The organism is Parabacteroides caeci (assembly GCF_023656795.1).
In the GTDB taxonomy this organism is placed as follows: Bacteria; Bacteroidota; Bacteroidia; order Bacteroidales; family Tannerellaceae; genus Parabacteroides; species Parabacteroides segnis.
The window spans coordinates 17,255-36,343 of the sequence record NZ_JAMOKT010000068.1 but is presented as its reverse complement, the minus strand read 5'-3'; the positions used below and the strand labels follow the sequence as shown (position 1 = coordinate 36,343).

Annotated in this window: 16 protein-coding genes and 1 pseudogene; 14 read left to right on the top strand and 3 right to left on the bottom strand. The window is 45.1% G+C overall.

Annotated features, from left to right (window positions below):
* Positions 1–311: 311 nt before the first annotated feature.
* Positions 312–773, bottom strand: a complete 462-nt coding sequence (locus NBH15_RS24325; protein ID WP_250823772.1) for a glucosaminidase domain-containing protein — start codon at positions 771–773, stop codon at positions 312–314.
* A gap of 105 nt (positions 774–878) precedes the next feature.
* Positions 879–1,322, bottom strand: coding sequence for an HU family DNA-binding protein (locus NBH15_RS24320; protein ID WP_250823771.1), 444 nt, complete (start codon positions 1,320–1,322; stop codon positions 879–881).
* A 259-nt stretch (positions 1,323–1,581) separates the two neighbouring features.
* Between NBH15_RS24320 and NBH15_RS24315 the strand changes: the two genes are divergently transcribed.
* From NBH15_RS24315 to NBH15_RS24275, 9 genes are all read left to right on the top strand, one after another.
* Positions 1,582–1,806: a DUF4248 domain-containing protein gene (locus tag NBH15_RS24315; protein ID WP_250823770.1), complete on the top strand. Its 225-nt coding sequence runs from the start codon at positions 1,582–1,584 to the stop codon at positions 1,804–1,806.
* Between the two features lie 772 nt (positions 1,807–2,578).
* A complete protein-coding gene (locus NBH15_RS24310; protein ID WP_250823769.1) occupies positions 2,579–3,079 on the top strand; it encodes a winged helix DNA-binding protein in 501 nt (166 codons plus the stop codon).
* Between the two features lie 8 nt (positions 3,080–3,087).
* Positions 3,088–4,443 carry a replicative DNA helicase gene (locus tag NBH15_RS24305; RefSeq protein ID WP_250823768.1) on the top strand — a complete coding sequence of 452 codons (1,356 nt, stop codon included), beginning with the start codon at positions 3,088–3,090 and terminating at the stop codon, positions 4,441–4,443.
* Positions 4,440–5,942 (top strand): DNA primase, encoded by a 1,503-nt coding sequence (locus tag NBH15_RS24300; protein ID WP_250823767.1) that lies wholly within the window; start codon positions 4,440–4,442, stop codon positions 5,940–5,942. The genes NBH15_RS24305 and NBH15_RS24300 overlap by 4 nt, the downstream gene beginning before the upstream one ends.
* Before the next feature lie 35 nt (positions 5,943–5,977).
* Positions 5,978–7,441: a capsule assembly Wzi family protein gene (locus NBH15_RS24295; protein ID WP_250823766.1), complete on the top strand. Its 1,464-nt coding sequence runs from the start codon at positions 5,978–5,980 to the stop codon at positions 7,439–7,441.
* A gap of 5 nt (positions 7,442–7,446) precedes the next feature.
* Positions 7,447–7,836: a lipocalin-like domain-containing protein gene (locus NBH15_RS24290; protein WP_350472296.1), complete on the top strand. Its 390-nt coding sequence runs from the start codon at positions 7,447–7,449 to the stop codon at positions 7,834–7,836.
* Between the two features lie 431 nt (positions 7,837–8,267).
* The gene (locus tag NBH15_RS24285) at positions 8,268–10,679 is read left to right on the top strand and encodes an SLBB domain-containing protein (RefSeq protein WP_250823764.1); all 2,412 of its coding nucleotides are present in this window, start codon (positions 8,268–8,270) and stop codon (positions 10,677–10,679) included.
* A gap of 42 nt (positions 10,680–10,721) precedes the next feature.
* Positions 10,722–11,828, top strand: coding sequence for a Wzz/FepE/Etk N-terminal domain-containing protein (locus tag NBH15_RS24280; RefSeq protein ID WP_250823763.1), 1,107 nt, complete (start codon positions 10,722–10,724; stop codon positions 11,826–11,828).
* Positions 11,829–12,268: 440 nt separating this feature from the next.
* Positions 12,269–14,530 (top strand): Helicase associated domain protein, encoded by a 2,262-nt coding sequence (locus tag NBH15_RS24275; RefSeq protein ID WP_250823762.1) that lies wholly within the window; start codon positions 12,269–12,271, stop codon positions 14,528–14,530.
* Between the two features lie 37 nt (positions 14,531–14,567).
* Here NBH15_RS24275 and NBH15_RS29575 read toward each other — a convergent pair.
* A pseudogene (locus NBH15_RS29575) lies at positions 14,568–14,742 on the bottom strand (helix-turn-helix domain-containing protein); the annotation flags it as partial.
* A gap of 141 nt (positions 14,743–14,883) precedes the next feature.
* On the opposite strand from NBH15_RS29575, the gene NBH15_RS24265 reads away from it, so the two are divergent.
* From NBH15_RS24265 to NBH15_RS24245, 5 genes are all read left to right on the top strand, one after another.
* Positions 14,884–15,105 carry an aldo/keto reductase gene (locus NBH15_RS24265; RefSeq protein WP_255419979.1) on the top strand — a complete coding sequence of 74 codons (222 nt, stop codon included), beginning with the start codon at positions 14,884–14,886 and terminating at the stop codon, positions 15,103–15,105.
* Between the two features lie 251 nt (positions 15,106–15,356).
* Positions 15,357–16,172 (top strand): helix-turn-helix transcriptional regulator, encoded by an 816-nt coding sequence (locus NBH15_RS24260; protein WP_128134926.1) that lies wholly within the window; start codon positions 15,357–15,359, stop codon positions 16,170–16,172.
* Between the two features lie 121 nt (positions 16,173–16,293).
* A complete protein-coding gene (locus tag NBH15_RS24255) occupies positions 16,294–17,046 on the top strand; it encodes an SDR family NAD(P)-dependent oxidoreductase (protein WP_250823761.1) in 753 nt (250 codons plus the stop codon).
* A gap of 20 nt (positions 17,047–17,066) precedes the next feature.
* Positions 17,067–18,227 (top strand): aldo/keto reductase, encoded by a 1,161-nt coding sequence (locus tag NBH15_RS24250; protein ID WP_128134928.1) that lies wholly within the window; start codon positions 17,067–17,069, stop codon positions 18,225–18,227.
* Positions 18,228–18,300: 73 nt separating this feature from the next.
* The gene (locus NBH15_RS24245; RefSeq protein WP_128134929.1) at positions 18,301–19,035 is read left to right on the top strand and encodes an AlkZ-related protein; all 735 of its coding nucleotides are present in this window, start codon (positions 18,301–18,303) and stop codon (positions 19,033–19,035) included.
* Positions 19,036–19,089 lie beyond the last annotated feature (54 nt).

The following is a 19,089-nucleotide window of genomic DNA, read 5'->3' as shown; positions in this document are numbered from 1 at the left end:
GGATGAGCCAATTAGTGACGGTGCCTTCAGGCTGTAGGCCTGTAACAAACTAGCCCAGGGTTCTAACCCTGGGTTCCCTTGAATTTTTCTCTTTCTGAGGCACCCTGTAGGGGTGCGACAAGATTAAAAGGGCTGATATTTATCTTGTGCCGCCCCTACAGGGCGGAAAGACAGGAGCGGGTTTTCATAAACCCAGGGTTAGAACCCTGGGCTGGTTTGTTAAAGCCTTACAGGCTTACATTGACACCGTAAGGGCGGTTCGCGAACCGCACTACCAACGACGCTACATTCATATTTGATAAAAGGTGAACTCAGCAAACTATTATCCTTTCGATCGTCCGGCAGATCGACACCAGCATCCTTTGATAAGCAGCACGGTTGTCACCATTCACTTCGCTGATGTATTTGCTGTAAGCGATCTCTTTGGCATAGGCCGAAGGATGGGTACTGAGCGAGGCAGCCACCGGATAAGCGGTGTGGATCAGACGGGCGAAATCCATGAAACTGTCTTCCGCCGATTCGTAAGTGCGGAACCATAAGGAAGTATGGCCGCTGTTTTCAGAAAGATCAGTCTTTGTGCCTTTCCAAAAAGCATTGGGACGTCCGTAAGCGGTGATACCGAAGAAGTTGTTATGCTCCTTTGCCAGGGTGCTTTCCCCCCACCCTGTTTCGATGGCCGATTGGGCAAGGATGACGATCGGATTGATTCCGAAACATTCCCCCGCCTTTTGAGCGGGGAAAAGATATTGTTTGATAAATTCCTGTTTTAACATAGTGAATAATTGTTTAATTTGCCGATATGCCAATGTGCCAATGGAAATACCAACTGTTGCTATTAGAATTGGCGTATTGCCTTATTGGCACATTGGCAAATTATTTTACTCAATTTCCGGACGGTCCGAACCACCTCCTGTAGGCGGAGTGACGGTTTCGGTATCCATCTTTTCATATTTGGCATTCTTGCGGATCTCGTTGAGCATGGTGCCCGGTGAGAAGACGATACGAGCCTTGTTGAAGAGGGAGACATTGAAGTCCTTTTCGTTTGCAGTACCCTTGCTGCCGGCAACCATACGGAAGTTGCCCAGGCGACCCATCTGGATCACATCGCCTTCTTCCAGGCGTTCTTCCATAACGGAAAGAAGACCTTCGATGACAAGCATCACATCACCGATAAAAGCGGTGCTTCGAACAGCGATCAGATCACAGAGCTTGTTGAAATCGAGTTTCTTCAATGAACGGACCTGTGCATAAAATAATTTGGAACCTTCGGTAGCGTCTTTACGCATGTCGGGACGTTTTACTAAGTGGAAACTTAAAGCCATGGGAAATAATTTTTTAATTTGACAATGTGCCAATATGCCAATGGAAATACTCCGAAAGCTATTGACGGTTAACTGGTTGGTTATCGATAACATGACAAAGATAGGGTACTGGAAAAATGGCTGTGACATGAAATGTCATTATCGACGGCGAAGGGTTAAATAAGTCCGTATAAATATATTAATAATGCGCATAAATATTGAATTTCATTTCTTTATGTGGATTTAATTTCTTATCTTAGTAAGACTAAATCATAAGAATATGGAAGAAGAAAAATTCAAAATCCGTAGTTACGGATGGACGGAATTGACACTCTGTTACAACCCGGATTTGCATCCGAACTCAGCATCACGTTTGTTGCATCGCTGGGTGGTAAGAAACGAAAAACTGGTCAAAACATTAAAAACTGTCGGCTTCTGCGAACGGCAACGGAAACTGACCCCGAAACAAGTCGGGGTGATTGTCGATTTCTTGGGGGAACCTTAAAAATTGGAAATTTGAAAGTCCCTTATCTCGAAGATGAAAGATATATCTTTTGAAGATGAAATAAGGGACTTTTGAATGCAAAAGATATAATGTTGTTTTGAAGAAAAAGGAGATCGGTTTAGATAGCATAAAAATGTTGTTTTGCAGCATAACACTAAATAATTATGCGCAAACCGATTAATAAGAATAAAAAAAAAGGACGATAAACATGTTCCTGAAGAATATGTGTTTTTTATGATTGCACTCTTTGCCGGACTGAAACAGAACGGTCTATTGGGTGGTTATTCATACAAGAAAATAGCTGAATTTATAAATCCGTTTTTCAAATTCAAATATGCATCGAGTACCGTTTGCAAAAACATGAAACTATTTGACAAATATTCGGATTATTACACTGAAATACAAGATCTTATAAAAACAATAAAAAACAAGAACAAATCAACCGACAATAAATACTAATTTATTAATTCGCTGTAAAACAACATTTTAAAAGACACAAAACGAATTAAATTGGTTCCACAATTCGGGAATGTTCATGATTACCTTTGTATTAGCAAAATGAAATACGCTCTTTGATTCCTTAAAAGCTGAAAAAAATGCCGGAGGCCTTATATTTCTTTATAAAGAATATTCTTTCTATATTTAAAGAGAAAAATAAAGCCGTCACCGAAGTCTAATATAGTAACCTATTAAACCATTTGTTATCAACCAATTAAAGGAAGCAATCCGTAATAATGCGCTAATAAAAAGTATTAACTAAAAAATCAGTATCATGAAAGCTGTCAAAATCATTGAAAATGAAAGCGTTGCATTAGACTATCTGGGAAATGCCTTCATAAAGATTCCCAGAAGTATCATAGACCGCTTGAACAGCGTCCGGTTGGTTGAACGCCAGATGGCTCGTTTGCATTTATGTCTGTTCGGACTGTGTTATCACACTGACGGATATGTAATGCTGAACAATCGCAAAGTCTATTGTCGACGGGGTGAATATGTCGGAACACAGCGTCGGTTGGCTGAAGTTGCAGGAATCAATCCCGGGTCATTGAGTCGGTTGATTGACAAAATGGTGAAATTACAATTGATCTCTGTTACTCACATTCCGGGAGGAAGCCGTATATGGGTAAAAGGATACGCTGCTTTTACCTGGATACAAGAAAGCAAAGAGACTCAAAAAAATGCATCGAACACAAACGCTTCCGCCCAAATGGCGGAAGCCGAAAGAAACATGGGCGGACGAAGCATGCAGAATCCAACAAACCAACCTAATTAATGACGCTTATGGAAACTATAGAATCTGTACGCCAGGTGGAAGAGGCTGTGATCTGTGCACTTTTGTCTTCCGAATCTGCCATATGGCAGGTTGCTCCGGTTCTCAAGCCGGAAATGTTCAGCGACCCGTTATTCGCATTTGTCTACAAAGCCATCTGTTCCCTGAACAGCCGGGGCGAAAAAGCGGATCTGGTAACCACCGATATCGAGATGCGCTGTCTGGATGAAAAACGCTGGAAAGAAATGAACGGGATTGCCATCGTCAACGCTGCCATGACGCAGATACGCCATACCGGCAACCTGATGCAATATACCGAAGAGGTGAAACGGCAGTATATGCTTCGTCTGCTGGGTGCTCTGTTCACTACCTTGCAAGCAAAGGCAAACCTTTTCGATTCCTCCTACACGGCTCTGATCGAAAAAGCGGAATCGTCATTGATGGAACTGCGGGAAACCTGTATTGTCGGCAAACAAGTCAGCCGGATCGGAAAAACAGCCAACGAAGTATTGAATATGCACCGTGAACGTCTGGAAAACGGAGTGGATACGATGTGCATCAAAACAGGACTGGAAGAGTTCGACTATGTGACCGGAGGACTTTACAACGGCGAACTCACCGTTGGGGCCGGACGTCCCGGCGACGGCAAGACAGCCATAGCCATGCAGATTGCCATGAATGTAGCCCTGTCGGGAAAACATGTCTGTTTCTTCAGCATGGAAATGACCGGTTTACAAACGATGAACCGCCTGTTTGCCGGATTCGGAGGGGTAGATGCCAACCGTTTGCGTATCACAGGTGCTAACCCGGAGGATTTGTTGAAGATGGAAAAAATGGCGGGTGAGTTCCAGGACCTTCCGTTGTATTTTGACTATACTCCGGCAAACACGCTGGAAAATATCCGTGCCCAGGTGATGTTACAGAAGCGCAAAAAGCAATGCGACCTGGCGATTGTGGATTATCTACAGGTGATGAAAATGGAAAAGCAGGGATTGGAAAATGCGAATCAGACAGTCGGATACAATATACAGGGATTCAAGCAAATGGCACAGGATGCCAATATCCCGGTCCTTGTCCTTTCGCAAATGAACCGTAACAGTATGAACTCAGGCGATAAGGCGCATATCCCGAATTTGCACGATTTACGTGATTCGGGTGTGATCGAACAGGTGGCGGACTGTGTTTATTTCGTTTATATCCCCGAACGTTACGGGATCACCCAAGATGAAGTCACCGGGGAGAGCCTGAAGCAGGTCGGAAAACTATACATAAGAAAAACGCGTAACGGATCGACCGGAATTGCCCGTTACCGCTATAATGAGAGTTATACCCGCATCACGAACTATAATATCCGGAGAAGATCATGACAAAGATAGAAATAGAACTACTGAAAGCTTCATACCCTATCGAAGAGGTGATCGGAAAGACGGTAAAACTGGAACGAAAAGGGATCAACTATATAGGACGTTGCCCGTTCCACGAGGATCATCATCCGTCGCTGGTGGTGAATCCTCAAAAACAGACTTTTAGATGTTTTGCCTGCGGAGAACATGGGGATGTGATCGAATTTATAGAGAAGACGGAACATTGTAATTTCATGGAGGCGGTGGGGAAATTGAAAATTGAAAATGGAGAATTGAAAATTAATAAGAAAAACGCGAATCCTGTCGACAGAGATAGCGACGCGAAGCAATTTTCAATTTCCAATTCTCAATTTTCAATTAAAAAGAACTTACAGTTCTTTTCCTCCCTTCTCCCCTACGCTTGCGGTTATACGGAGTTAACGCCTGCTTATCTTGATTTTGAGGTCGGACAATCTCCTGTGAATGTTCCGAAAGAATGGTATGCGATGCGCAACCGGGTGATCTTTCCGATCCGCAACGAAGCCGGTGAGTTGATAGCTTTTGCTGCCCGCAGGCTAACGGACAATAATTCGGAAGAACCGAAATATATCAATACATCCACAGCCAACGGATATAAAAAGAGCGAAAATCTCTATGCCCTTCACCGGGCGAAAGAGGCAATTGCGAGGAAAGACTTTGTGTTTGTAGTGGAAGGATATAAAGATGCGATCGCGATGCATGCGGCCGGATTTTCCAATACAGTAGCATTATGCGGAACGGCCCTGACAGCCGGACAGATTGCATTGCTGAAAAAGTACACGAACCGGATCTGTCTGTTACTGGATGGCGACAAGCCGGGCCGGGAGGCTGCCCGCAAAATATCTTTATTGCTCAATCCGCATTCGGTAGAGGTACAGACGATCTTTTTACCGGAAGGGGAAGATCCGGATTCTTTATTCCGGCGGTCGGGCAAAGAGGCTTTTGTTTCCCTGATCGATAAGTTTCTGTCGAAACCTCATTTGTCGGAAGAAATGCTGCTGACGGCTTGCCTGTTGTTTCCGGAGACTCTTTATATGTTCAAAGGTTCTTCTTGTCTTTTTACGGAATTAGTGAAAAGTATCCTGCAAACGGATGATTTGCTTTTTGAAAATAAGGAGAACCGGATGATACTAGAGCATTTGGGAACAGGGAATCCGGAACCGGGGTTAACGCCTGCGCTAAAAAGCATCGCAAATGAATTACATGCCGAATACGACCAGTTGGTTTACAATGAAAAGGAACAATTCGGGTTACTTTATCCGGAGGCATCCAATATCCTGAATATCTATCTGACCCGATTATTATTTTTGTATCTGGAAAACCGTATCCTACAGGAAATACAGAAAAACGTACACCGGTTATTGGAAACTGATCCTAAAAAGAAAGAAATACGTCTCGATATCCTTGTCAATATAGCCAAACGGCGGGAACAGTTGCGACACGTTTCGGAAAATCTGGACAGGCCGGGGGCGGTTTGGGGATGATGGGGACTGATTCAAATCTTTCTAATCAATAACAAATGAAATTAATATCAAACTTACTTCTTTGGGGAGGCATTCTACTGCTTCCCCTAAACTCTTATGCTCAGTTTACCAAAGGGCTGAGTTATCAGGCGGAGACCGGTGTCAGCTTTAGCGGAGGGGAACATACTCCTTTCTGGCTGACAGCAAACAAGCAGGGATTGTCATCAATCGAAAAAAATAACGGGTATCTGCGTGCCGGGGTCTTCCGGGAGTTGGAAAACGATAAACGCTTCTCGTATGCTTTCGGGGCGGATCTGGCAGTGGCTTACAATTTTACATCGACTTTCGTGGTGCAACAATTGTATGCGGATCTGAAATACCGTTGCCTGGGATTGAGCATCGGAAGTAAGGAGCGACATAGTGAGTTCAATAATCCGTTGTTGAGTAGTGGCGGCTTGACATTCTCGGGAAATGCCCGTCCGGTTCCGCAGGTTCGTATCGGTATTCCCGAATATACGCTTGTTCCGGGTACAAAAGGTTGGTTGGCTTTTAAAGGACATATTGCTTATGGTATGTTTACGGATGACGGCTGGCAAAAAGACTTTGTGGCTCCGGGCGGTAAACATACAGAGCATGCGCTGTATCATTCCAAGGATTTATATGTGAAGATCGGTAACCGGGAGAAGTTTCCGTTGATTTTAGAAGGGGGACTTGAAATGGCTGCACAGTTCGGAGGGAATGCTTTTATCGGTAATGAGAAGATCGATATGCCGAACGGGATAAAAGATTTCTTTAAAGTGTTTATTCCGAGCGGCGGAGATAGTAGCACACCAACAGGAGAACAGACAAATGTCTATGGAAACCATTTAGGCAGCTGGAACTTTTCACTAACCTGGTATGCTTCAAAAGATTGGACAATCCGTCCTTATTACGAACATTATTTTGAAGACCATTCGCAGATGTTTGGTGAATATGGCTGGAAAGATTGCCTGGCAGGAGTGGAAATAACATTTCCTAAGAATCCGGTGATCGGTAGTTTCGTTTACGAATATATATCAACGAAAGACCAAACGGGACCTGTTTATTGGGATCATACATCGGAAATACCGGAACAAGTGAGTGGTACAGATAATTATTACAACCACTATATCTATGCCGGTTGGCAGCATTGGGGAATGGGGATCGGTAATCCGCTGGTCATGTCTCCAATTTATAATGATGATGGAGAAATAGTCTTTAAAAGCAATCGCTTGCAGGGACATCATTTCGGGGTTATGGGGAATCCAATTTGCGATTTGCGGTACCGAATTTTATTGTCGCTTACCCGTAACTGGGGAACTTATAGCTTACCTTTTTATGAGATCAAAAAGAATGGAAATGCGTTGGTAGAATTAACTTATACGCCCCATCAGTTAAAAGGCTGGGACTTTACAGGATCGCTAGGTGTTGACAGAGGTGGGATGTTGGGTAAAAGTGCCGGGGGAATGTTGACAATCAGAAAAATAGGATGGATACGGTGAGTTCAATGAATACGATGAAAAGATATATAATAGTGGTGTTGCTGGTTCTGATGGTCAGTTCCTGCGGAAAAATGTCGATCAACGGAGACCTGGATGGTCGCTGGCAGATCATGAAAATAGCATATGCATCAGGAGAGGAAGAGATGCCGGAACGGGCATATTACAGTGTTGCTTTGCATACAATCAATCTGATGAAGGTTGATGTAACCAGTCAGACCGGTAATATGGAATATACCGGAGATTCATTGTTTGTAGTCATGCCGGTCAGCAAAGTTGAAGATTTATTGCCATTTGGGATGAACGGAACGGAGCAACGCTTCGGCGTCAAAGAATTAACATCGAAACATCTGATTCTGCAATCGGATTATGCCCGGTTGGAGTTCAGGAAGTTTTGATTCATAATTTATCAGAAATGAGTGTTTGTTTATAGCAACTGGTTGTAACTGGCTCCCCTCTTGAGAGGGGGAAGGAGGTGTGTCATATTCCCGCCATACAACCACCATAATCAGAGTCACTTGACTATTACAGGTTCATTTGCCGTCTGCTTCAGCTGACGGTTTACAAGTTGTTTCTCTCTTTTGGCTTCAGCCACATTTCTCCTAGATAGAAACCTGTAAGAAATGGGACTAAAGCCCGATGAGACAGGCCCTTTACTAATCCGTCAGCTGAAGCAGACGGCAAATAAACCTGTAACAAGGCTTGTTTTATTGACTGGCTTTAACACACCCCCTACCCCCTCTCAAGAGGGGAGCCAGTTACAACCAGTCAATAAACAGATAGCTCAATTATTTCTAAAATCGAAATAACAACAAAAACAAATAACAATATGAATAACGTAATCAGAAATGTATTATTGGGGGGATTACTGTGTCTGTCGGTTCCGCTTGCAGCACAGGTACCCCAGGATTTGATTGATAAGGCGAAAGCTGCGGGTATGACGGATGACCAGATCCGTCAGGAGATGAATAAACGAATGGGACAGTCCGGGGCGGAACAGACTGCACGTACGGCATCGGACGCTGTGGTTACAGACCGTACGGTCACGGTTCAGGATGGAAAGGTGATACCTCCTTTGGATGCCCAGCGGGAAGCCAATCGTCCGGCGGGAGATCTGAGTGGAACCGTGTTCGGTCGCGAAATATTCTCAAATAAGAATCTGTCCTTTGAGCCGGATCTGAATGTACCGACTCCAAAAGGATATGTTTTATCTGCCGGAGACGAATTGCTGATCAATGTCTGGGGAGATTCTGAACTGAATCTGAAACTGAAGGTTTCTCCCGAAGGAACAATTCTTATCCCTAACCTGGGTCCGGTATCTGTCAGCGGACTGACTATTGAAACAGCCGAAAATCGTATCCGTCAGGAACTGGGGCGGATCATGTCTACTTTGTCCGGAAATACAGAGTCAGGAAGTACGGACGGGGCTAATACGTTCGTATCAGTTAGTCTGAGCCAGATACGCAGCATCAAGGTTAATATAGTAGGAGAAGTAGTTGCTCCGGGGACCTATACGCTTCCTTCGTTTGCTACCTTATTTAATGCTCTGTATGCAGCAGGCGGAGTGAATGAGATCGGTTCGCTTCGTGGAATAAAGGTTTACCGTAATAGTAAGGAAGTGGCAAAATTGGACGTGTATGATTATCTCCTGAATGGCAAATACAATACAAATATCCGTCTGGAAGAAAATGATATGGTGATCGTTTCTCCTTACGACCAGCTGGCTGTTGTAAGAGGCAAGGTAAAACGTAACCGCATTTTCGAAATGAAAAAAGGCGAAACACTCTCACAGTTATTGAATATGGCCGGAGGCTTTACCGGGGATGCGTACAAGAAAGATGTCCGTATCAAACGAAAAGCCGGAAGTCGCTATCAGATTGCAACTGTTACGGAAGATAAATATCCTACTTTTGCGATGATGGATGGCGATTCTTTGTTGGTAGACTCTGTGATTCCTTTCTACGAAAACCGTCTGACAGTGACAGGAGCAGTCTGGCGTCCGGGAGAATATGAATTGAATGGTACGGTTCATACGGTCCGTCAACTGGTTGATCAGGCAGCCGGTTTGAAAGGAGATGAGTTTACCGGCCGTGCCCAGATTACCCGTTTGAATCCGGATTTCACAACGACTGTTATAGCAGTAGACATTCGTGGCATTCTCAGTGGCACATCTCCGGATATGGAACTTAAACCGGAAGACCAACTGAACATTCCATCCCTGTTTGACCTTCGCGAACCTTATACGATCAAAGTAAGTGGAGCGGTAAATTACATTGATACGGTTCTTCCTTACCGGAACAACTTAACCGTTGAAGATGCCATTATGATGGCCGGAGGATTAAAGGAATCGGCGGCAACGGTCAATGTGGAAGTAGCCCGAAGGATTAAGGATACAAAAACTTACGAGAACACTAACCGTACGGCCGAAGTATTCAATTTTGCATTGAACGATAATTTAGGTTTGATCTCTACGGATGGAAAGAAAAGTGATACGGTCTTTACATTGGAACCGTTCGATGAAGTGTATGTGCGTTTCTCACCGGGTTATCAGGAACAACAGGTAGTAAAGGTAAATGGTGAAATCACTTTCTCCGGTGATTACGTACTGGCAGAAAAGAACTCCCGTCTAAGTGATATCATAGCCAAAGCCGGAGGAATAACTCCTGATGCCTATGTAAAAGGGGCCAGCCTGAAACGCCAGCTGACAGAAGATGAGATGCGCCGCCTAGAAACTTTGTTGCAATTGAGTTCCAATAAACAGAGTCGCGATTCGGTGGCCTTATCACTGGAAAACATTAAAGACTACTCGGTGGGTATCGATTTGGAAAAGGCCCTGGCAAATCCGGGGAGTGCGCACGATGTGGTCCTGCGTGACGGGGATGCGCTTTACATTCCTCAGTTGCAGAGTACGGTTAAGATAAACGGTGCCGTAACTTATCCAAACAGCGTGACCTATACAAATGGGATGTCTGTGGGAGATTGCCTGTCACAAGCCGGAGGCTATAACGATATTGCCCGCAAATATCCGATCGTAATCTATATGAACGGTAAAGTTGCAACAACGAAGAGATGCTTTATCTTCTTCAAACGTTATCCGAAGGTAGAACCGGGATGCGAAATCGTCGTTCCGACCAAGACACAGCGTGATCGTAAAACCAGCCTGGCAGAGGTACTGAGTATAGCCAGTTCAACCACTTCGATGGCAGCCATGGTCACCTCTATCATCAACACGCTGAAATAATTTTCAATTTTCAATCTTTAATTTTCAATTAACAAAGTGGATATGATTCAAATGAACGCTCCTGATATAGATAATGCACAGGAGATAGACTTGATCGAACTGGCTAAACGTCTATGGAGTGAACGCAAGTTCCTTTTTAAATGTTGCGGAATTGCAGTTGTAGTCGGTCTTGTCGTAGCTTTCAGCATACCGAAAGAATATAGTACAACCGTAAAACTGGCACCCGAAACTTCCGATCCATCCAAAAAGATGGGGAACCTGGGTGGATTGGCAGCCATGGCAGGGATTAACCTGAACAGTACTTCAGGAGCGGATGCCATCTCCCCAGACCTGTATCCGGATGTAGTCAGCAGTATTCCTTTTTTACTGGAGTTATTCCCCGTACAGGTAACAAATGAGGAAGGGGATTATTCTGCATCCTTATATGATTATATGGATAATCACCAGAAAAGTGCGTGGTGGAGTTATGTGGTACAGGCTCCCTTTAAGCTGTTGGGTGTTGTGAAGGATTTATTCTCAAAAGAAGAACCGGTAAGTAGTGGAGAATTGACTTCTTTCAGGTTAACAAAGGAACAGGCAGATGTTATAAAGGATTTACAGGAACGTATTTCCGCATCTGTGGATAAAAAGACATCGGTAATCACTGTTTCCGTTCAGATGCAGGACCCGTTGATCTCGGCGAATATCACTCAAATTGTTTTGGAAAAACTTCAGGGATACATCACAAATTACCGTACCCAGAAGGTAAAGCAAGACCTTGAATTCACAGAGAAAGTATTCAGCGAAGCCCGTGAGTCCTACTATAAAGCACAACGTGCCTATGCTGCTTTTGAGGATGCCAACAAGAATATCATCTCAGCTAGCTACCGTACGGAACAGGAGCGTCTAAAAAATGAAATGACATTAACCTTCAATGTTTACAATACGCTGGCCCAGAAACTGGAACAGGATAAACTCCGGGTACAAGAACAAACACCGGTGTATACAATAATACAACCTGCCACAGTTCCTTTAAAAGCCGCTTCTCCCAAGAAACCGCTGATCCTGATTGGGTTTGTATTCCTTGCCATATTCGGCGGAATCGGTTATCTGTTTATCGAAGACCTTTTCAAACCCAAAGAGGAAACTGAGGTGTTAGAGGTTGAATGATTAGTTGGGGCATTTGTATAGAGTTCAGTTTTTATCAGATATGAACTATCCGATTATTGACCGGTTGTACCTGGCTCCCCTCTCGAGAGGGGGAAGGGGGTGTGTCATATCCCCGCCATACAACCACCATAATCAGAGTCACTTGACTATTACAGGTTCATTTGCCGTCTGCTTCAGCTGACGGTTTACAAGTTGTTTCTCTCTTTTGGCTTCAGCCACATTTCTCCTAGATAGGAACCTGTAAGAAATGGGACTAAAGTCCAATGAGATAAACCCTTTACTAATCCGTCAGCTGAAGCAGACGGCAAATAAACCTGTAACAAGGCTTGTTTTATTGACTGGCTTTAACACACCCCCTGCCCCCTCTCGAGAGGGGAGCCAGTTACAACCAGTCAATAAACAGATAGCTCAAATCTTTCTAGTATTGACATATTTTCTCAATGTCACTCTGCGATCTCTATCATTCTTATCATTATTTTGTCACTGAAGAATCCGGTTGTCTGCTGGTAGGCTTCAGGGAGGATTCCGTTACTTTCATTGTGAAAGAGGTATGGAATAAGGAACCTGTCGGCTTGCCGGAAGTGGACAAGTTGTATACTGAAATGCAGCGTATCGGGGAAATGTGTAGCTGTAACCAGTTCCGCATCCTGGCTCATGGCGGTTATCTGCCAGAGGCACTTTCCTTTGAACTGCATGGACTGACTGTTTCGGATGAAAGCTATCTGAAAAGCTTGGAGACAGGAAAGCATATTGAACTCTTTTCGCATAATGAAGCGGCTTATCGGGCCATCGAGGAAGGATTCAAAACGAACAGGATCGGAGCAGTTGTACAGGCGACCGGAACAGGAAAGTCTTACCTGATTGCCCGCTATATCGTCAATCATTCGGAAGACGATATAGTGGTTATCGCTCCCAACGTTACGATCATTGCCGAGATCAAAAAAGCTATCGGCAGGACAATGCCGCATGTCGCCTACCGGACTTTCCAGGCATTAGTCCTGAATCGCGGAACAGTGGATGAACTCAAAGCGGATCATATCATTATCGACGAGTTCCATCATTTCGGAGCGGAGGTATGGGGAAAGGCCGTACAGGAAGTAATAGATAACAATCCGGAAGCCCGTGTACTGGGAATGTCGGCCACTCCGATACGTCCCGAAGAGATGCTCGATACGGTAGAGGTCTATTTCAAGGGAAACCTGTTCCATGAACTGTCTTTGTCTATGGCCTGGTATTATAAGATACTGCCTGTTCCTGTCCTGGTGCAGAGTGTATTCGATCTGAATAACCAACTGGATAAGGTACAGCGTATGCTGAACAGGAGTGACTGTACTTTAGAAAGGCGCAAGCATATTCAAGACAAGATAGACTTTGCCCGTCTCGACTTTCGCGGCTCGTTGAGTGCATCGGAACTGATCCGACGTTATTTGCCGAAAGAGGTAAAGAAAATGCTTGTCTTCTGTAAAGACAAGGAAGACCTTCAGCATATGATTCCCGAAGTATCAAACTGGCTCGGGCAGGCTGGCTTTGAAACGGAAACATTTGAGATCCATAACGGACTCAGTAATCGGGAAAATGAAAAGACATTGCGTCGTTTTCGTAAGGAAACAGGAAAACTGCATGTCCTTTTCTCTATAAATATGTTGATCGAAGGATTGCATGTGGAAGGAGTAGATGCTGCCATGTTCCTGCGTCGGACGGAATCTTATGTGGTAGCTTTGCAGCAGTTGGGCCGTTGCCTGAAAGCCGGTTCGGACCGTCATCCGGTAGTACTTGACTTTGTCAATAACCTTTCGGGGCGTTCTGTTTATGAGACTATGTCAAGGGAGTTGGTTTATCATCCGGCGATCCGTGCCCCAAAGAGTTTTAAAGGCTTTATGGAGTTTGAGGTGACAGGATTCCTGTCCGATATCCGTGCCCGTGTGGATGATATGCTGGCGGAGTTGGATGCGTGGCCGGTAATGTATGAACGTTTGATCGAATATAAGGAGCGTGAAAGACGCTGGCCGCAGGCAGCCGAAGGGAAGCTGGGAAACTGGTGCAACACCCAGCGGATTGCCCGGAAGAAAGGGACGTTGTCGGAAGATTATATCTTGCAGTTGGACCGGATCGGTTTTGAATGGGAGGTACAGGACAGCCGTTGGATGAACTGCTTTGAAGAACTGAAAGCATTTATGTCCGTAGAACACCGTTGTCCCAAACGCGGCGAAAACAAACTGAATACCTGGTGCAATACCCAACGCCAGGCACGAAAGAAAGGTATCCTTTCCAATGAAAGGATCCGGTTGCTCGATTCGATCGGATTCTGGTGGGAACAGGATCTGGATTCGCTCTGGACGGAGAACTGGCAGCAGGTACTTGCCTACTACAAAAAACACAACCGCTGGCCCAAAAGCAATGAAGGCAAAGCCGGCAGCTGGTGTAACACCCAGCGTAAGAACTGGAAACGAGGTTTACTTTCGGCTGAACGCATCGCCCGGATGGATGCCGAAGGTTTTATCTGGACCATCGATGATGTCTGGATGGAAAACTATGAAAAACTACAACAATTCTTCTCTGAAAACAACCGCTGGCCAACCGCCCGTGAGAACAAACTCGGCAGTTGGTGCTTCGTTCAGCGGAGAGCCTTGAAAAAAGGCGAGCTCCCTCCTACCCGTAAAGATCTTCTGGATAAGATCGCATTTCCCTGGAGTCTGAAATAATCTGTTTAACAATTACACATATTCGTCAAAAAGCTCCTTACCTTAATCCTCTTTGATATTCTTTCGGCGATACTCCCGTATGCTTTTTAAAGAATTTCCCGAAAGTTGACTGATCCGGAAAATTCATTTCCTGTGCCATCATGTTCCCTGATAACGCGAGAAAGATAATTGGGGGTCACGCAAAGCTGTTGTGCATAATATCCCACATCCCGGTTTCAATTGCCCGGCTCTTGGGAGTTGTATTCCTACAGTCAACCCCATTATTTCCGAACGGATTTCGGACGAGAAGATAACAAGGTACCCTTAAAGAGTTAAGTACAAAAACAAATGGTTTCGATCTTTCCCGCATCGGTTTGGGAACGATGAGACTGGCAGCAGACCAACAGGCTGGTGTCGATACTATCCATGCGGCACTGGATGCCGGAGTGAACTTCCTGAATACCGCCGACTTCTACGGTCATGGCATTAGCGAAACGATCATCAAAGAAGCGTTGAAATCACGTAGACGGGAAGATGTATTTATCTCAGTGAAATTCGGAGGACTGATCTCCCCCGACGGTAAATTTTACGGATGAATCTTGACAAAAATGATTTATTCATATAAGTTATGATCAAAAAAGGATCTAGGCCTCCCTTCGCATGACCACAATCTCATCGAAGCGTTTTTGCGATGGAGTGCCGGTGATCTTTTTTCTTTATCTTTGATAATTACTGTAAGGGAATTTTACCGACAACGACCATCTGTAATTTGGGTTATTATTCCCGTAATCTATCTACAAGGTTATATCCGTAATCAGATTATCTTTGTAAAAATAAAAAGATTAATATGGAACAACTGAATGTATTCGATTGCTCGAATGTACTTATAGCGAGTTATTTCACCGATGACCGGGGATGCGCCCACGAAAACCGGGAACATACACTCATTTATTTATGTTCCGGTGAACTGGAAATTGAAGAACGCGGACAAAAAACAGTTCTGCATCCGGGTGAATGCGCCTTTATGAGACGTGATAACCGGATGTGGTTACAAAAACATGCCAGTAAGGATAATCCTTATCGTTCTGTCGTATTGAAATTCACAAGGCCTTTTTTAAGAGAATTTTATCAGACACTCGACAAGAAAGATATTCCGATGGAGTCGAAACGCGAAAAAGTGAGCCTGCGCGTGTTGCCGAACAATCGTCCCGATATACGTAGTTTGTTCGAGTCGGTCATTCCTTATTTCGATTCAGGGGTAAAACCATCCGATGATGTACTGAAACTGAAGATGATCGAAGGGACTTACGTTCTGCTCAATACGGACAAAAACCTCTATGCTTCGCTGTTCGATTTCACCGATCCATGGAAAATAGACATTCTCGACTACTTGAACGAGAATTATATGTACGACCTTTCGATGGAAGAGATTGCCGGTTACACAGGGCGCAGCCTTGCGACTTTCAAACGCGATTTCGCCAAAATAAGTGATCTCACTCCGCAGAAATGGATCATCAAACGCCGCTTGGAGGCTGCACACAATTTAATAAGATCCGGCAAGAAAAAGGTTACGGAAGCCTGTTTCGATGTCGGTTTCAAAAACCTTTCACATTTCTCGAAAGTCTATAAAGAAGCATATGGTTATGCCCCTAGTATGATTTGAAGCGGATATATCCGAAACAAATTTCAAAATGAACTTCATAACAAAACAGTTTGAGCCTCGCAGCAAAGTCGCTACGGGGCTCTCTTTTTACCTTTGCATCAGAACTTTAATACAAAGAATCATGGAAACAATGAAAGAAAAAGTGGTAATGATTACCGGTGCTGCGGCAGGAATCGGCCTTGCTTGTGCCGAAGCATTTGCAAAAGCGGGTGCAACAACAATTCTGGTCGATATCAATAAGCCGGAATCACAAGCCCGAAAACTGATGGATGAAGGATTCAAAGCGGTCGCCTACGGTTGCGACGTGTCGGATACACAAGCTGTAAAAGAAATGGTCGATTGGATCGTCGCAACTTATGGGCATTTGGATGCTGCGTTGAACAATGCCGGTATCCAGACCCCGCAGCGACCGATGGCAGAGATTACCGACGAGGAGTTCGACCGTACAGTAGCTGTCGATCTGAAAGGCGTGTGGAACTGCATGCGTTACGAGATCATCCAGATGTTGAAACAAGGAGGCGGAGCTATCGTCAATACCTCGTCGCAGGGCGGTGTGACAGGTTTTCCGGGACAGGCTGCCTATATCGCTTGCAAGCATGCCGTTATCGGACTAACCCGAACGGCAGCCATCGACTATGCAGCCAAAGGTATCCGCATCAACGCCATTTGTCCGGGTGCTATCCGTACTCCGATGGCAGAAGAACTCATACGCCGTAATCCGGACCTGGAACAAGAACTGATACGCGATATTCCGGCCGGTCGTCTCGGCAAGCCCGAAGAGATAGCTAATGCCGTGTTGTGGCTTTGCAGTCCGCAGGCAAGTTTTGTAGACGGTCACGCTTTACTGGTGGACGGTGCATTTTCAATACATTAACTTATAAAACAAGAATCACAATGGGAAATAAGAATAAACAGGAAGATATCAGCCGCCGTGGTTTTCTGAAAGCGGCAGCAACTATAAGTGCGGCATTGACGATACAGCCAGCAATCAATAAGGTAAAGGCAACCAACGCTGCCCTTAACGGGAAAAGTACCTCTCCCGAAACCTCCCGAAAGATGCAGCATCGCACGCTCGGTAGCGGTCATGCCGCTATGGAAGTCTCCGCCCTCGGTTTCGGTGTAATGGGCATGACCTACAACCGGATACATCCCGACAAAAAGGGATGTATCCGGTTGTTGCATGAGGCTGTGGATCGCGGAGTTACACTCTTTGATACGGCCATCATCTACGGCCCGCTGACTAATGAACTGCTGGCAGGCGAAGCACTCTCCGGATTCAAGGACAGAGTCAATGTGACGACCAAATTCGGACACGAAGTAATCGATGGGAAAGGTACAGGCCGTCAGGACAGCCGCCCGGAAACAATTCGCCGCTACTGCGAAGAATCATTACGCCGCCTGCGCACCGATTCCATTCCACTTTTCTACCAGCACCGTTTTGACCGGAATGTGCCTATTGAAGATGTTGCAGGAACGATTTCCGATCTGATAAAAGAAGGTAAAATCCAGCGGTGGGGCCTATGCGAAGTAAGTGTGGAAACAATCCGCAAGGCACATGCCATCCAGCCGCTTACCGCCATCCAGAGCGAATACCACCTGATGCACCGTCTCGTCGAGGAAAACGGCGTGTTGGACGCATGTCGCGAACTGGGTATCGGCTTCGTGCCTTACAGTCCGTTGAACCGTGGTTTTCTGGGAGGTTGTATCAACGAATACACCACGTTCGACCCGAACAACGATAACCGTCAGACCTTGCCTCGCTTTCAGCCGGAAGCCATACGTGCCAATACACGCATAGTAAATGCACTGCAACAGTTCGGACGGACACGCGGTATGACCTCCTCGCAGGTCGCTCTCGGATGGTTGTTACAGAAGGCTCCGTGGATTGTGCCTATTCCGGGAACGACTAAACTCTCACATTTGGAAGAGAACTTGCAAACGATAGAATTCAGCGTTACACCCGAAGAATGGAAAGAGTTGGAGAACATGGTAGTAGCTATTCCCGTTATAGGAGACCGCTATAATGCCGAACAGCAGAGACAAGTGGGATTCTAAATTAAATTCACGATAAACCGCAAAAACCTTTTGAATACAGCATCTTTTCGCGAGTTCTTCATATATTTGCGGCATGACAAAGATTAATCGCTGTGAAGATTTGGAGAAGCTCGTTGCAAAGATGGGATTTTTACCCTTCTTTGCGAATGGCATTGAGGATTTTTCCATTGAAGAATTTACTCCGCAGGAATTATGGTTTTCCGATGAAGAAGAGGGACCGTGGGAATGGAAAGGCCCTGTTATCCGAAATTTCAATTGTGCTTATGGGAAACTCTTTCAGAAGAAAGCTGGGTTTGTCAGCATGGAATGGTTTCCGGAACTTGTAAACTACAGGCGTGCTATGTACAATCTGAAAGCGGAACCTTTACAAAGTATGGGTAACGTTATTTATAAGACAGTCACAGAGCATGAGTCTCTCCTATCCAAAGAGATAAAAGCGTTGTGCGGTTACAAGAAGCAGCCGGTCAAAAGAAGTGTCAACCCGTTCGACTCATGGGAAACAAGCGAAACACAGGCTTTACTTAAAAAGACAAAAACCAAAGGAGATGGATTTGAAACAGTCATAACCCGGCTGCAAATGGGAACATGGCTCGTTGTAGCTGATTTCGAATACCGATATGACAAGAAGGGAGAGCCTTACGGATGGGGTATCGCCAGATATACAACGCCGGAAGTACTGTTCGGCAAAGAAAGAGTACAGGCAGCCGGCAACCGGTCACCGGAAGAGTCAAAGCAACGCTTGATAGATTACCTCACACAATTATTGCCGCAAGCAACACCGGAGCAAATTCTGAACATACTAAAGTAAAAGTGCACTACGTAGCGCACAATTGTGCCACAAGCGCTGCACAACTGTGCCAAG

What these genes read in the sequence shown, in the direction of transcription:
- NBH15_RS24260 (WP_128134926.1), top strand. Translation starts at nt 15,357, where the DNA reads ATGGAACAACTGAATGTATTCGATTGCTCGAATGTACTTATAGCGAGT.
- NBH15_RS24280 (WP_250823763.1), top strand. Translation starts at nt 10,722, where the DNA reads ATGATTCAAATGAACGCTCCTGATATAGATAATGCACAGGAGATAGAC.
- NBH15_RS24295 (WP_250823766.1), top strand. Translation starts at nt 5,978, where the DNA reads ATGAAATTAATATCAAACTTACTTCTTTGGGGAGGCATTCTACTGCTT.
- NBH15_RS24250 (WP_128134928.1), top strand. Translation starts at nt 17,067, where the DNA reads ATGGGAAATAAGAATAAACAGGAAGATATCAGCCGCCGTGGTTTTCTG.
- NBH15_RS24315 (WP_250823770.1), top strand. Translation starts at nt 1,582, where the DNA reads ATGGAAGAAGAAAAATTCAAAATCCGTAGTTACGGATGGACGGAATTG.
- NBH15_RS24275 (WP_250823762.1), top strand. Translation starts at nt 12,269, where the DNA reads ATGTCACTCTGCGATCTCTATCATTCTTATCATTATTTTGTCACTGAA.
- NBH15_RS24285 (WP_250823764.1), top strand. Translation starts at nt 8,268, where the DNA reads ATGAATAACGTAATCAGAAATGTATTATTGGGGGGATTACTGTGTCTG.
- NBH15_RS24305 (WP_250823768.1), top strand. Translation starts at nt 3,088, where the DNA reads ATGGAAACTATAGAATCTGTACGCCAGGTGGAAGAGGCTGTGATCTGT.
- NBH15_RS24255 (WP_250823761.1), top strand. Translation starts at nt 16,294, where the DNA reads ATGGAAACAATGAAAGAAAAAGTGGTAATGATTACCGGTGCTGCGGCA.
- NBH15_RS24310 (WP_250823769.1), top strand. Translation starts at nt 2,579, where the DNA reads ATGAAAGCTGTCAAAATCATTGAAAATGAAAGCGTTGCATTAGACTAT.
- NBH15_RS24320 (WP_250823771.1), bottom strand. Translation starts at nt 1,322, where the DNA reads ATGGCTTTAAGTTTCCACTTAGTAAAACGTCCCGACATGCGTAAAGAC.
- NBH15_RS24290 (WP_350472296.1), top strand. Translation starts at nt 7,447, where the DNA reads ATGAATACGATGAAAAGATATATAATAGTGGTGTTGCTGGTTCTGATG.
- NBH15_RS24325 (WP_250823772.1), bottom strand. Translation starts at nt 773, where the DNA reads ATGTTAAAACAGGAATTTATCAAACAATATCTTTTCCCCGCTCAAAAG.
- NBH15_RS24245 (WP_128134929.1), top strand. Translation starts at nt 18,301, where the DNA reads ATGACAAAGATTAATCGCTGTGAAGATTTGGAGAAGCTCGTTGCAAAG.
- NBH15_RS24300 (WP_250823767.1), top strand. Translation starts at nt 4,440, where the DNA reads ATGACAAAGATAGAAATAGAACTACTGAAAGCTTCATACCCTATCGAA.